15 protein-coding genes are annotated in these 14802 nt (G+C 41.1%); 9 read left to right on the top strand and 6 right to left on the bottom strand.

Features of this window, described 5'->3' with window-relative positions; genetic code table 11:
* Positions 1–95 precede the first annotated feature (95 nt).
* Positions 96–878 carry an amidohydrolase gene (locus M1D52_RS14640; RefSeq protein ID WP_013666537.1) on the bottom strand — a complete coding sequence of 261 codons (783 nt, stop codon included), beginning with the start codon at positions 876–878 and terminating at the stop codon, positions 96–98.
* Positions 879–1083: 205 nt separating this feature from the next.
* Positions 1084–2232 (bottom strand): methionine aminotransferase, encoded by a 1149-nt coding sequence (locus tag M1D52_RS14635; protein ID WP_013666538.1) that lies wholly within the window; start codon positions 2230–2232, stop codon positions 1084–1086.
* 324 nt (positions 2233–2556) lie between these two features.
* Here M1D52_RS14635 and M1D52_RS14630 point away from each other — a divergent pair, with 324 nt between their 5' ends.
* The 9 genes from M1D52_RS14630 to trxB all read left to right on the top strand — a co-directional run bounded on the left by M1D52_RS14630 (position 2557) and on the right by trxB (position 11043).
* Positions 2557–3531: an ABC transporter substrate-binding protein gene (locus tag M1D52_RS14630; RefSeq protein ID WP_013666539.1), complete on the top strand. Its 975-nt coding sequence runs from the start codon at positions 2557–2559 to the stop codon at positions 3529–3531.
* A 15-nt stretch (positions 3532–3546) separates the two neighbouring features.
* On the top strand, positions 3547–4422 hold the full coding sequence (locus M1D52_RS14625; protein ID WP_377609138.1) for an ABC transporter permease: 876 nt from the start codon (positions 3547–3549) through the stop codon (positions 4420–4422).
* A 2-nt stretch (positions 4423–4424) separates the two neighbouring features.
* Positions 4425–5180, top strand: a complete 756-nt coding sequence (locus M1D52_RS14620; protein ID WP_013666541.1) for an ABC transporter ATP-binding protein — start codon at positions 4425–4427, stop codon at positions 5178–5180.
* A 22-nt stretch (positions 5181–5202) separates the two neighbouring features.
* On the top strand, positions 5203–5853 hold the full coding sequence (locus M1D52_RS14615) for an ABC transporter ATP-binding protein (RefSeq protein ID WP_013666542.1): 651 nt from the start codon (positions 5203–5205) through the stop codon (positions 5851–5853).
* A 49-nt stretch (positions 5854–5902) separates the two neighbouring features.
* Positions 5903–6382 (top strand): ATP-grasp domain-containing protein, encoded by a 480-nt coding sequence (locus M1D52_RS14610; RefSeq protein WP_013666543.1) that lies wholly within the window; start codon positions 5903–5905, stop codon positions 6380–6382.
* 29 nt (positions 6383–6411) lie between these two features.
* A complete protein-coding gene (locus tag M1D52_RS14605) occupies positions 6412–7041 on the top strand; it encodes an HAD family hydrolase (RefSeq protein ID WP_013666544.1) in 630 nt (209 codons plus the stop codon).
* A gap of 94 nt (positions 7042–7135) precedes the next feature.
* Complete coding sequence (locus M1D52_RS14600) at positions 7136–8173, top strand: LacI family DNA-binding transcriptional regulator (protein WP_013666545.1); 1038 nt, start codon at positions 7136–7138, stop codon at positions 8171–8173.
* A gap of 112 nt (positions 8174–8285) precedes the next feature.
* A complete protein-coding gene (locus M1D52_RS14595) occupies positions 8286–9914 on the top strand; it encodes an acyl-CoA carboxylase subunit beta (RefSeq protein ID WP_437392873.1) in 1629 nt (542 codons plus the stop codon).
* A 163-nt stretch (positions 9915–10077) separates the two neighbouring features.
* Positions 10078–11043, top strand: a complete 966-nt coding sequence (gene trxB, locus M1D52_RS14590; RefSeq protein WP_437392872.1) for a thioredoxin-disulfide reductase — start codon at positions 10078–10080, stop codon at positions 11041–11043.
* 65 nt (positions 11044–11108) lie between these two features.
* On the opposite strand, the gene M1D52_RS14585 is transcribed toward trxB, so the two are convergent.
* From M1D52_RS14585 to M1D52_RS14570, 4 genes are all read right to left on the bottom strand, one after another.
* On the bottom strand, positions 11109–11426 hold the full coding sequence (locus M1D52_RS14585) for a DMT family transporter (protein WP_013666548.1): 318 nt from the start codon (positions 11424–11426) through the stop codon (positions 11109–11111).
* A gap of 85 nt (positions 11427–11511) precedes the next feature.
* A complete protein-coding gene (locus M1D52_RS14580; RefSeq protein WP_149105673.1) occupies positions 11512–12087 on the bottom strand; it encodes a Crp/Fnr family transcriptional regulator in 576 nt (191 codons plus the stop codon).
* Positions 12077–13879 (bottom strand): OmpA family protein, encoded by a 1803-nt coding sequence (locus M1D52_RS14575; RefSeq protein WP_437392871.1) that lies wholly within the window; start codon positions 13877–13879, stop codon positions 12077–12079. Before M1D52_RS14575 ends, M1D52_RS14580 begins: the two co-directional genes overlap by 11 nt.
* A 202-nt stretch (positions 13880–14081) precedes the next feature.
* Entirely contained in the window at positions 14082–14705 is a 624-nt protein-coding gene (locus tag M1D52_RS14570; RefSeq protein ID WP_041387475.1) for a 7-carboxy-7-deazaguanine synthase QueE, read from the bottom strand.
* Positions 14706–14802 lie beyond the last annotated feature (97 nt).

Below are 14802 nucleotides of genomic sequence, written 5' to 3'. Positions count from 1 at the left end.
ACGAATAAATCTTCGTGTGCCAGCAATAAGTTTTTGTTCTAATGAAGATAGTTAAAAACTTAAAACTTAGTTCTTAGAACTTACAACTCAAAAACCTATGGATCCACTAAAACAAACTGATCAGCGTCTTGTAAAAAAGGTAGTTTCTCTCTAATCCGTTTTAAATCGTCCGGATAAAGCGTGAAGGTATAGAGGTCCTCGTCCTCCGGTTTATAATAAACAACCCCACCGTCAGGTGCAACACAGGTAGAGGCTCCTGAATGATAAACCTGATTTCCATCGTAACCTACACGATTTACGCCAATTACGTAGCATTGGTTTTCAATCGCACGAGCAGGAATAAGGGCTCTCCAATGTCCTATCCGCATGTCCGGCCAACTTGCTATATATAGTAGGATATCATATACGTTGTTAAGATTTCTGCTAAATGCCGGAAAACGGAGATCATAACAGGTTTGCAAACATACACGCCAACCATTTATTTCTACAATGACGCGCTTTTTGCCCGCTGTGAAAACCTTTTCTTCACCAGCCATCGAAAATAAATGTCTTTTATCATATTTATGGAATGAACCATCGGGCTTCATCCAAATAAAACGATTATAATATTTGCCGCCGTCTTCTATAATGAGGCTACCTGCCACAACGCAATTGTACTTTTTTGCCTGTTCTAACATCCAATAGATTGTTTGGCCGTCCATTCTTTCCGCACATTTCTCAACATTCATGGTGAATCCGGTATTGAACATCTCCGGCAAAATAATCAAGTCGGTTTTTTCCTTCAATGAGGAAAGACGTAATGCCAAATTGGATAGGTTTTTCTCTGTGTTCTCCCAAAAAAGATAGGCCTGAAATATTGTTATTTTTAATGGTTTCATTTAAAGTAATTATTCATTTTTCGTTAAGGATATCCTTTATCGTCTAATGAATAGGTTAGTGATAGTCGGATGTCTTTAGTACTAACGATGCACCGTAGTATACTAAATTAACGAAAGTTTGTAAATATCTTAATTTCTCAATTAATCTTTTTGTTCACTATTTAGTGTATGATACTGAAACGCCATCAAAGCCAAAAAAGGCGTGTTATTTAATTCGTGCTAAATTTTCAACGGCTTTTTCCAAGGTTTCGTGTTTTTTTGCAAAACAAAATCTTATATAGTGTCTGTCCAATCGGTTTTTGTAAAACACGGATAATGGAATAGTTGCGACGCCATAGTTGACCGTCAGTTCCTTTGTAAAGTCAAGATCACCTTTGTCGCTTATTTTATCGTAATTGGCTAACAAAAAGTAAGATCCCGATGCAGGAAGTATCTCAAAAGGCGTTGAACGGAGCGCATTGACGAAAAAGTCCCTCTTCTCCTGGAAGAATTTGCTAAGTAAGAGGTATTCACTTTCGTCCATCAAGAAATCGGCCAAGGCATATTGAACGGGGGTATTTACGCTGAATACCAAATATTGGTGAACCTTCCGAAATTCAACGGTCAGTTTTTCAGGAGCAAGACAATACCCAATTTTCCAGCCGGTTATGTGAAACATTTTTCCAAAAGAAGAGATTACGAAGCTGCGTTCCCGGAGTTCGGGATAACTTGCTACACTAATATGTTTCTTGCCATCAAATACAACCTTGTCATAAACTTCATCGCTAATGATAAATATATCCGTTCCCTGTGTAAGTTTTATCAATTGTTTCATATCGGCGTCAGTTAGCGTAGCCGAGGTAGGATTATGCGGTGTATTGATAATAATAAGCTTTGTCTTATGTGAAAAGACCTTCTTGACATCGTCCCAATTGATATTAAAGCTGTTAGGCAATAAAGAAACAGTTTTTACCATTCCTCCACATAAATCGATTGCAGGCGCGTAACTATCGTAACAGGGATCAAAACAAATCACCTCGTCATCCGGTCGAATAATACTGGCAATAGCAGTAAAAATGGCTTGCGTTGCGCCGGCTGTAATGGTGATTTCCTTGTCTGGATGATAAATCGCATGCTGTTGCTTTTCCACCATCTCGGCTATTTTTTCACGTAGCTGCAAAACCCCTGGCATAGGAGCGTATTGATTCAGTCCCTTTTTCATATAAGTTTGGGTTAAATCAATAAGCTTAGGGGAGCAGTCAAAATCAGGAAAACCCTGCGAGAGATTGATTGCTCCATGCTCATTGGCTAAGGCAGTCATCGTGCTGAAAATAGAATTGCTTACGTTAGGAAGTTTAGATAGAACGTTGATCATAAAGATGTGATTCAAGTTTGTTTGTTTTGTTTAACTTTTTTTTAAATTAGTTGTTACTGGTTAAAGATGACATTGTTTATCCGAGAACGCTATTTTCTCAACAAAATAAGTCAAGTGTACAGTATATTCTTGTAAATTGCAACGTCCTAAGTATGCCATGTAACGTTTATGGCGGAAACTGTGTAAGCTCATTGTTGTAGTAACACAAAGGAACAAATTTTATATACGAATAAAATATCCATGTATTACAGGCTATTCAAACACGGATGCAAATAAAAATAAAGTGGATATTCCATATGGCCATAAAAAACAGATTATTTACATATGAAATATAACAGATTTTTGATCTTATTATTGTTTGCCATCGGGTTCATTTCTTGTAATAATCCAAAAAAGCAAGGAGGTGTTCCCCGAGTTGGATTTATCGAAGCCTTCGAAGATGCTACTATTGGCGATGCCCGCAAAGGTTTTATAGAAGCCCTGGCAGCAAGTGGTTTTAGCGAACAAAATAAGACAGTAGAAATCATCGCAAAGAACGCGCAGGGCGATATGGGAGCCATGAACCAAATAGTAAGCTATATGCAGTCGGAAGAGGTGGATTGTATTGGAACCAGTACAACCATGTCAACCTTGGCTACTGTGCAGCGAATAAAAAACATCCCGATATTCATGTGCGTTACCGCTATGCCGCAAATATTGGGACTGATAAATGAAAAGAAAAAAGGGCCTGATAATCTTTTTGGTGTCGGCGAAGATCTGAATTATATCGACACATCCTTTGCTATTATTCAACAAGTCGTCAAACCCAAAAAAAGGGATAATCTACGCATTGGTATGATCTATAACCAAGCTGAACAGCAGTCAGTTGACGCCTTTAACCGACTGGATAAGTTGGCCAAGCAAAAGCAGGTTGAACTAATCGCCTTACCGCTAAACACTTCCGCTGATGCTCAGCTAGTCGTGCGTGCACTCTTGAAAAGAAAAATAGATGCTTTTTTCGCTAACCCCGACAATACTGTTTTCGCAGCTTTCGAAACTATCTTAAATAATTGTAATGAGCGTGGAATTCCGGTTTTTACAAGTGAAGTCGGACTGGTAAAAAGAGGGGCTGTAGCTGCTTATGGTGCCGATATCTATCAATGGGGATACCAGGCAGGGCAAGAAGCCGCTAAATTTCTGAAGTCAAAGAAAACAGATAAGTTAACGGTTGAAAAAGTCAAGATAAGAAGAAGGGTATATAATGGAGCCGCAGCGACTCGATTCGGACTAACATTCTCGGAAAATTTCGAAAAGCTATAAATTTTCTTCAACTGCATGGATTTTTATTTCGCTGCTATACTACAAGGTCTATGTTTTGTACCCATGGGTTTGGGAATCTATCTAACGATGAAGATTTTCAATTTTCCTGATATCACTACCGATGGGAGTTATACGCTGGGCGCAGTAATATGCGCGCTGGGTATAAGCCATCAGCTATCCCTTTTTATACTAGTCCCGCTTATTCTACTGGCAGGTGCCATTGCGGGTAGTTGCACGGCACTTATTCATACGAAGCTAAAAATTAATGCCTTATTGGCGGGTATTTTGGTAATGACCGCTTTATATTCTGTTAATCTTACCCTGTTGGGACGTTCCAACATTCCGCTCTTAAGCTACAAGAATCTTTTTTCCATCACACTGGTGCAAGATACTAATTCCAATACGTTCCTGATTGCCGGTACGGTGGTTGTCATACTAGTCGTTATACTCAACTATTTATTGCGGACTGACTTCGGCATTGCGATGCGAGCCACAGGGAATAATGAAATCATGGTGAGATCGCTGGGGGTAAACACCTTCAAAATAAAATGGATTGGCTTGGCGATTACGAATGCATTGGTTGCTTTTAGCGGTTCTTTGATTGCCCAGTTTCAGGGTTTTACTGACATCAACATGGGCATTGGGATTGTTATCAGTGGTTTAGGTTCCGTAATGATTGCGGAAACTATTATCAAATTGCTGCCCACAGATAAAGTATGGATTAATCTCGGCATGGTCGTCATTGGTGTGGTTATTTTTCAGTTAGTACTAGCCTTTACATTAAGTCTGGGTATAGATTCTTCTCTTCTCAAACTGTTTACCTCTTGTTTTGTGTTACTAATTGTTGCTTTGCCTCAAGGTAATTTTCTGAAAGGTTCGCTAAAACGTTGATTATGCTGGTTCTCAATAATGTAAGTAAAACTTTTTTCCCTAATCGGCCGAATGAGATCCGTGCGCTGGACCGTTTGTCTTTTACCGTGTCCTCGGGGGAATTTGTGTCCGTAGTAGGCGCAAATGGATCTGGTAAAAGTACGCTGCAAAATCTAATTGCCGGTACGATCTGGGCTGACAATGGCGAAATTAGATTAAATGATGAATTGCTAAATCAAATGGCAGATTACCGGCGGAGCCGATGGATAGCACGGGTTTTTCAGAACCCATTGCAAGGTACTGCTCCGGAATTGAGCATCTTGGACAATTTTAGATTGGCTTCCCTGCGTGGAAAAGCGAAAAAACTTACTATTGGCGTCAATACCGCTTTTAAGGAGCGGGTGAGGGAGCAGGTGCGGTTACTCGATATGGGCTTGGAAAACAAAATACATCAACCAATGGGTTTACTAAGTGGTGGGCAGCGGCAGGCTTTAACTTTGCTGATGACAGTTATGAGCGATGTTAAATTGCTGCTTTTGGATGAACCCACCGCTGCGCTCGACCCACGATCTGCCGCTCGCGTTATGGAGTTGGCGAGCAAGCTAATCGCAGATTATCAACTTGCAGTACTATTTATAACCCATAACATGAGAGAAGCTCTTAGCTATGGCAATCGCTTGGTACAGCTATCGCATGGTCGAATCAAGCGAGATTTGTCGAACGAGGAGAAACACCGGTTAAAGCCGCAAGATTTATATGAATGGTTTAATGAGGATTGAATAAAACTTGTATATTCGCCCTATGTTGAGCGCTCGAGGTATAAAAAAGGCATACGGTAACCTCCAAATTTTAAAAGGCGTTGACCTGGAGGTCAGAAAGGGTGAGATTGTTAGCATCGTAGGAGCCTCCGGAGCGGGCAAGAGTACTTTCCTGCATATTCTTGGATCATTAGATATGCCGGATGGGGGTGAGGTGGTGCTGAATGGAACTGAGTTGCCCAAACTTTCTCCCAATAAATTAAGCGCCTTTCGGAATAAACATATAGGTTTTATTTTTCAATTTCATCATTTGCTTCCTGAGTTTACTGCCTTGGAGAACATTTGCATACCTGCATTCATTGCCGGGAAAGGAAAATCTGAGAGTGAAAAAAGAGCAAAACAATTGTTAGATATTCTTCAGGTAGGAGCCCGAGCAGACCATAAACCCAATGCTTTATCCGGTGGCGAACAACAGCGCGTATCCGTAGCACGCGCCCTGATGAATAATCCATCCATTATTTTAGCCGATGAGCCGTCGGGCAATTTGGATTCGGAAAACGCCGAGGCCTTGCACCATCTTTTCGTACAATTGAGGAATGAATTGCAACAAACTTTCGTTATAGTAACGCATAATGAACACCTGGCTGATATTTCGGATCGTACTGTGCACATGAAGGATGGTTTGATTGTTTAAAGTTATAGACGGACGAAGGTATCCTTAAATTTATGCTAAACTGATTTTGATGAATATTTTGATTACTGGAGGGATGAGTGCGCTCGCACAGAAACTTGCACGTGTATTTTCTGCGGAGGATAAGGTGATATTCGGTGATAATGTAGCTATCCCTGATTTGTTAATTGCAGGAGGAAGGTATGTAGTAATACCATCCGGCAGCAGCGCATCGTTTAATCACGAACTATTAAAGGTGGGTATCAGCAACGAATCAGACCTTATAATTCCTTTGAGAAAGGACGAAATCATACAGCTTGCTGCATGTAAAGATTTGTTTGCAGAATACGGAATACAATTGGCAGTACCGTCGCACCGACTTTTAGAGATCGTTGAATTTATTGTCAACCCAGGCAAAGATCTGAACACAACGGTTTTACTCAAAGGCAAAATAGCAGGTCAAGGAGAACCGATTGAAAGCTTGGAAAACGAGTCGGGCGTATGCGTAGTCTCAGACGGTGGGGAGGAACTCTTTTTTTGTTGTTTGGCATAGCCAGGGATGGCTTATTCTGTAACTGAAAAATGCTTACGTATAAAGATCTAGATCAGAACAAAAAGGCCTTTATTTTCGAGGTAGATGATGTGCTCTATCCGGAAAAGGATTATCTCTTGCAGGTATATTATCTGTTCGCTCATTTATTGGAATATACGGAAACAGTGCCACCGGCGAACGATTTAACTGCTTTCATGAAAAAAGTATATGAGCATCACGGGAAAGAAGAAATTTTTCAACGGGCAGCAGCTGTGTTTGGAATCGACGCAAAGTATCTTGAAAATTTTAAAAGAATCCACGTAAATGCTCAATTGCCGCTAAAATTATTACTCTTCGAAGAGGTAAAACATTTACTATTGGAAATCACGAAGGACGAAAAGAGAATTTTTGTTTTAACGAAGGGAAATCCGTTGATGCAACTGAATAAATTAAAGCAAATTGATTGGGGCCCTTTAAGTAGCTATATAAAGATGTACTTTTATGATGAGCTTGCCTTACAGGGAGTTACCGATCCGCTTGAGTATCTTCTTCGTGATAATCATCTTCGTTTGGAGGACGTGCTTATCATTAGTCGGAACCGGGAGCCTACTGAAGAGATTCTTAAAGCAGGAATTGATTATCTTCCGGTCGAGTCATTGTTGAAGACCGACCGGCCCTAATGATCAAAAGATTTTGTACATTGCAGCTAATTTCAGGTAATCGTCTAAACGATTACTGATCCGCCTACAAGAAGGCTTTTAATTCTGGTATTTTATGAATAAAGGCAAACAACCAACGATTAAGGAAATCGCCAAACGGTTAAAGATATCCACCTCAACTGTTTCCCGTGCGCTTAATGATCATCCCAGCATCGGGTTAATTACCACGATGCGAGTAAAGAAATTAGCTGAGGAATTGAACTACGAGCCGAACAGAACCGCAATATTTTTCAAACAGCGAAAAACATTCACTATAGGCGTTATTTTGCCAAGTTTATCCGAAGCTTTCTTTTCTGCGGCCATAAGTGAAATTGAGAATTTTGCGAATAGCCGCAATTACACAGTCATTCTTGGCCAATCATTGGATGATCCCGAAAGAGAGCTGAAAATTATCAATACCATGAAAGTGCATCGTGTAGACGGAATTATCCTTTCGTCCGCCAAAAACACACGCGAATTTGAGTATATTGAAATATTGAGAAATGCAGGCATTCCGGTTGTTTTTTTCGATTGCGTACCCGATTTGGTGCAGATTAACGCTATTGTTAGTAATCTGAAAACAGGAATGAAGGAGGCCATTGATACATTTGCCTCCTGTGGGCATCGGGGGATCGCCTTTATCAATGGACCGGCCCATTTACCCGCAAGCAAAGAAAGAGAGGAGGCATTTATTGATGCGTTGGTTAATAACGGTATTCCCTTAAATCGCGATTATATTGTTTATACCGATTTGTCGGAAAAGGGAAATACCGATGCAACACTGCAATTGATTAACTTAAGTGAGAGACCCTCCGCTGTCGTTTCGTTTAACGACTATGTTACCTTGGATGCGATGAATGCGGTGCGTAGCAAAGGATTGACGGTTAACCAAGATATATTTTTTATCAGTTATGCGAACTACCCCATATGGAAATATATGGAAAACCCACCCATGGCTTCCATTGAGCAATTACCGGGAAAACAGGGAGCACTTGCAGCTGAAATGTTATTCGAATTGATAGACAGAGATACCGAAGAGAACGCCGATGATTCAGGCATTAAACAGGGACGGAAAATAGTACTGGAATCAAAGCTGGTAAACCAGCATGTATAGCGTTACGTTCCGGGTTATTGTATAATCAGAGCCAAAACGTTGATATTCGAGAATGAATTATCTTCGAATGAAAGAAAGCTATAGCTAATTGCTAACCATAAACGCTAAACTTATGAACCTCGATTTTAATATAAACGAAGATGTTAACAAGCAGGCTGTTTACGAACTGAAAAGTCGATTAAAAAAAGTTTTTTTAGGTGGCGGAGAGACGGCAAGCAAAAAGCAGCATGAAAAGGGTAAAATGTTGGCTAGAGAGCGGATTGAATATTTGCTCGATAAGCATCGACCTTCGTTGGAAATAGGGGCGCTGGCGGCAGACAACCTCTATGAGGAACAGGGAGGCTGCCCCTCAGCCGGTGTAGTGGTAGTGGTGGGTTATATTGCCAATAGGCAGTGTGTCGTGGTAGCAAACGATGCTACCGTCAAGGCTGGTGCCTGGTTCCCTTTAACTGCCAAGAAAAATCTTCGCGCACAGGAGATTGCTATGGAAAATCGATTGCCCATTATTTACCTGGTAGACTCAGCGGGCGTTTACTTACCCATGCAGGATGAAATATTTCCCGATAAAGAACACTTTGGACGCATTTTTCGAAACAACGCGCGCATGAGTAGCGAGGGTATTGTACAAATAGCGGCTATTATGGGATCTTGCGTAGCCGGTGGAGCTTATTTGCCGGTGATGAGCGACGAAGCGATGATTGTAGATGGTACCGGCTCCGTTTTTCTTGCGGGATCCTATTTGGTAAAATCGGCTATCGGTGAAGAGGTGGACAACGAAACACTTGGCGGTGCAACGACACACTGTGAAATATCCGGGGTGACGGACTATAAGCATCCGGACGATAAAAGCTGTTTGGACAGTATCCGACGTATTATTGAAAAACTAAGCGCTCCTTTAAATAGCGGATTTAACCGGATAAAGCCCGTACTTCCTGCACTTGATTCAAAAGAAATTTATGGTTTACTTCCGAACTTGCGAGAAAAACCTTATGACATGGCCGAAATCATACAGCGCTTGGTAGACAATTCGGAATTTGATGAATATAAGGCTTTATATGGAAAAAGTATTTTATGTGGTTTGGCTAGGATTGACGGCTGGGCAGTAGGGATTGTGGCCAATCAACGGAAAGTAATAAAAAATAAGAAGGGTGAAATGCAGATAGGAGGGGTTATTTATTCAGACGCGGCTGATAAAGCGGCACGATTTATTATGAATTGTAATCAGAAGAAAATACCACTTGTTTTTTTACAGGATGTAACCGGATTTATGGTTGGCAGTAAATCCGAACAAGGTGGAATTATTAAGGATGGAGCAAAAATGGTGAATGCAGTCGCAAATTCAGTCGTGCCAAAATTTACCGTTGTGATTGGAAATTCCTATGGGGCCGGAAATTACGCCATGTGTGGTAAAGCTTACGATCCCCGCTTAATATACGCCTGGCCATCGGCAAAAATTGCTGTGATGGGAGGTGAGCAGGCAGCAAAAACCTTGTTGCAAATTCAAAAAGCAACACTGAAAGCAAAAGGGCAAAATTTAAGTGACCAAGCGGAGGCTGATCTCCTAAGTGAAATTACGGCTAGATATAATCGACAGACTACTCCCTACTACGCAGCCGCGCGTCTATGGATAGATGGGATTATTGATCCGCTAGACACAAGAAAAGTTATATCGATGGGGATCGAGGCCGCTAATCAGAGCCCAATTACGAAAGCTTTTAACGTGGGGGTTATGCAGGTGTGAGGTATCGGGTTTAGGTGGGAGATGGAAGGTTGAGGTTTGAGGTGTAGGGTGTAAGCAATGACGCTTAACGTCTACGGATAACAGCAGATAAGAAATTTACAAAAGGAAAACGGATTGCTTTGATGTAATCAGTATCTTTGTGTCGAGAAAAAATAGAATTTACATGACTGAAGAAATAGAACACGTTAAGTGCTTAATTATAGGTTCGGGACCAGCAGGATATACGGCCGCTATTTATGCAGCGCGCGCTGACTTAAAACCCGTTATGTATACAGGTATTGTTCCGGGTGGACAGCTAACGCAAACTACGGATGTTGAAAATTTTCCAGGTTATCCGGCGGGTATCATGGGTCCGGAAATGATGGAAGATTTTAGAAAGCAAGCGGAACGTTTTGGTACCGATATACGCTTTGGTTATGCTACCGGTGTAGATTTTTCAGGGCCGGTTCATAAAGTTGTCATTGATGAAATCAAAACAATAACGGCTGATACGGTAATTATAGCAACCGGTGCTACAGCAAAATGGTTAGGTTTAGATAGCGAGCAAAAGTACAACGGATTTGGTGTTTCAGCTTGTGCGGTATGTGACGGATTTTTCTTTAAAGGTCAAGATGTGGCTATTGTCGGAGCAGGAGATACGGCAGCAGAAGAGGCTACTTACCTTGCTAAATTGTGTAGAAAAGTACATATGTTGGTTAGAAGAGACGAGTTTCGGGCTTCTAAAGCAATGCAACATCGCGTTTTCAATACGCCAAATATAGAGATACATTATAATACAGAGGCAGAAGAGATTTTGGGAGACGGTAAAACTGTTAATGCATTGCGAATCATCAATAATCAAACAAAGGAACATCAAGTATTGGATATAACAGGTTTCTTCGTAGCAATAGGCCACAAACCGAACACTGATATTTTCAAAGGATGGCTGGATATGGATGAATCGGGTTATTTAATTACAAAAGCTGATAGTACCCAAACGAATGTTGAGGGAGTTTTTGCCGCAGGTGATGTTCAAGACCATATCTATCGGCAAGCGGTAACGGCTGCAGGTAGTGGCTGTATGGCTGCGTTGGAAGCCGAGCGATATTTAGCAGCTAAAGAGCATGCCATTATAGAAACTGCTGATTAATAAAGTTTATTTTGCTATAGACAAAAGGCGCTTAGGCGCCTTTTGTCATATATCTATATTTTGTTCTATTTCGACACCATTTTTAAACCGATAATTGAAGCGATTAGGGTGAAAATAAAAAATAGACGCCAAAAATCAGAGGGTTCTTTATATAGGATGATCCCCATAATAACCGTTCCTACAGCTCCAATACCCGTCCATACAGCATAACCCGTGCCAATCGGAATATCCTGAATCGCTTTGTTAAGAAGAAGAAAGCTCAGCGTGATACAAATGAAAAAACCGATGGACCATTTAATGTTGGTAAAGTTATTTGATAACTTTAAACAGGAAGTAAAGCCTACTTCAAATAGACCCGCAATAATTAGATAAAACCAAGCCATAGTATTTTGTTTTTTGTGTTGGCAAATATCCGTAATAGGATACAGCGCTTTTTTTACATATGTTAAAAAATAATTCAATCGAAAGTTACCGATTCATTTTACGCCTGATTCTGCTCAATGTAACCTGACTGACGCCTAAGTAAGACGCAATATAGCCCAATTGTACCCGTTGAACAATAGAGGGGGATAACGTAATTAGCTCATTATAGCGCTCGGTTGCGGTTTTCGATTGGGTGCCTATCAGCCGCTCTTCCGTTTTTACCAGTTCTGAGCCAATCAGCCGATTAAAAAAATTGGCGATATCTAAATTATTTTCGCAAAGTGTTTTTACTTTACGATGGCTTATTCTTAATAGTGTGCTGTTTTCTAATAGCTCGATGGTTTCGTATCCAGGACTTTCATTAAAAAAGCTGTTATAAGACAACAGCACATCGGTTTCTAAGCAAAAGCAGAACACGGTTTCTTTCTCTTCGGTTTGTATATATACACGTGCTATCCCTTGCAAAATAAAATATAGATACGGTGCTGTGCGGCCGGCTTTTATGATGCTCGAACCTTTCTCATAATCTACTTCTTCCAACTCGTTGCAAAATAAGCTTAAAGAGGGTTCAAGCAATCCTAAATGCATCATCTTTTCTCTTAATGCTTGATCATTTGCCATAATCGGTTGCGATAATCTTAAATTCTGTTCTTCTGTTTTGCTGTTTACCCTTTTCCGTCGTGTTGTCGGCAATCGGATTATTCTGTCCGTAGCCTTTATACGCCAACCGGGTTTTGTCTATACCTTTACTCAGTAAATAAGCGTAAACAGCAAGCGCCCGTTTTTCCGAAAGTACCTGATTGGCTTGTGCGGAGCCTGTATTATCGGTATGACCTGTTATCTCTATCCGTATATGTTTGTTATGTTGTAGTAACTGAAATAACTCCATTAGGTCGCTTTCTGATGTAGGAAGAAGCTCATAACCGTTGGTAGGAAAGAAAATATTATTTAAAATGGCGGATCGTCCTGAACTAATTCGTTCTAGACCGACTTTGACAGCATAAATGTCTTTTTCTGTGAGCGTGTCTGCTAAAGCGAAATGTTGACTGTAAAATAGATATTCAGGATGCAATACGTGCAACGCATATTCACTTCCTACCGGGAGCGGTACTAGAAAAGTACCATCGAGGTAATCCACTTCTGAATAGAATGTTCGCTTCTTGTTCTTTAAATCGGTCAGCTTGACCGCTGCTTTTACGGCATTACCGGTTGTTTTATCAAATACGCGTCCTTTAACATAGGCAACAGCAGTAGGTCTTAGATGCTCAGTCAGGAGGCATGTATATATGTCGAGTCCGCCTTTGCCACCCGGTCTTTCAGCTGCGAAGTAAGCGGTTGAACCATCTAAACTAACAGTGAGCGCACGTTGCTCCAGGTGATCATTAATAGGCGTACCCATATTGACCGGAGATAGTCTATTCCCTTCATGATCAAGCTTACTGATAAAAAGGTCTTTATTACCGAAGCCCGGCCATCCGTTAGAGGCAAAATAAAGTGTTTCGTTATCAGCATGGATAAAGGGTGTGCTTTCGTCAAACGATGTATTGACCTTGTCACCCATGTTTTGCGGTACTCCCCAAGAGCCATCTTGCTGAAGGGTGCTATACCAGATATCGTTTCCTCCAAATCCTCCTTTGCGGTTGCTAACGAAATACAGTGTGTTTCCGTCCGGACTAATTGCTGGCTGTGCCTCCCAAGAACCGGTATTAATTGGTGAACCTAAATTATGAGGGATGCCCCAGGCACTGCCTTCCCAATGGGATATGTAAATGTCACAACTTCCCTTACCGTCGGGTTTATTGCAGCCCGTAAAAAACAAATACCGTCCGTCGGGAGAAATACAATGCGCTCCTTCACTGTATGACTCGGTATTAACTTTTCCCGGAATGGGAAGGGCCTGTTTCCATGCGCTATCTTGATATTGACTGACATAAATATATTCTAAACCGCCCTTTTTTTGACGCGTAAAAATAATAGAAGAGCGGTCGGCCGTCAGCATAGGAAAATATTCATCATCCGCTGAATTAATTGAAGCACCCATGTTGTGAATATTTAGCAGCTGAGTGTTTTTGCGCTCGCTTAAACTGAAATTGCAATCCGCTAAATATTTTTGCGCAATAGCCTTCCGTTGATTAGTCTGTGTTGATACCTTGCTGAGGTAAGTTGTCAAAGCTTGTTTGGATGCCGCATAAGCGCCTAAGTTCAGCAAACTTTCGCCTAGTCCAAACCAAGTGGAGGGTGTTAAATCCGAAGCTAGTTTGGAAACCATCTCATAATGTTTGGCAGCTTGTTCAAACTCTTTTTGACGCAGATATATATCCGCTAATTGCTGGCGTGCAGTAACGAAGAGACTATCGTCGTTCAGAAGCTGTTCCAAACGTATAGTGGCATTGGTAAAATCATTTCTGCTCAAAAATCTCGCGGCTTCTTCAAAAAGTTTTTTTGACTTGCTTGTTGAAGGATTTAGCTGCTGGGCACCCAGTTTGGAGCAAAAAAAGGATAAGCTGTTATAAAATAGGCAAAATAAAAAAAATAGGCGCATACAGTGAAGATATCTTAGCATAGGCTCCAAATCTTACACTAAGATATAATATTTTATGCTTTTTTGTTTTTTGCTAGGGGATATTAAGATACTTATGGGTTTGCAAAGAAATTTCCCACTTGGGGTTTTCCTTTACATAGTCAATAATAAGGGGCGTCATCTGAGCCGCTTTAGACCACTCAGGCTGTAGGTATAACTTCCGGCCGACGGGAATTTGGGCAGCATATCGTTCAGCCCATTCAAAATCACTTTTGTTAAAAACGATTACTTTTAGCTCGCCGGCAGCCTCAATAACGTCGGGGAGTGGTGCCTTAAATTTCTTGGGAGATAAACAAACCCAGTCCCAATGACCACTTAATGGGTAAGCACCGGAGGTTTCAATGAAGGTTTTAATGCCCGCGTCTTGTAATCCCCTGGTTAAGTAGTCCAAATTGTAAATCAACGGTTCGCCCCCGGTAATCACCACGGTTTTGGCAGGATATCGCGCTGCGTTTCTTATGATATCATCTGCTTTTGTTAAAGGATGTAGTTCAGCATCCCAGCTTTCTTTGACATCGCACCAATGACAACCCACATCACAGCCCCCTAAACGTATAAAATAAGCTGCCTTTCCTGTGTGATAACCCTCGCCCTGAATCGTATAAAATTCTTCCATGAGCGGAAGAAGCGTACCGTCTGCTGGAACCTGTTTTGACATAATGGTGCAAAGGTAACTATTTTTTTCATGTTGCTTGTCAACCCCTAGTAATCTATACGGAAAGCACATTGTAAGGACGTTTTTTGCCACTATGTTC

This window comes from Olivibacter sp. SA151 (assembly GCF_054130995.1).
The sequence above is the reverse complement of the archived record's forward strand: the minus strand, read 5'-3'. Positions and strand labels throughout refer to the sequence as shown.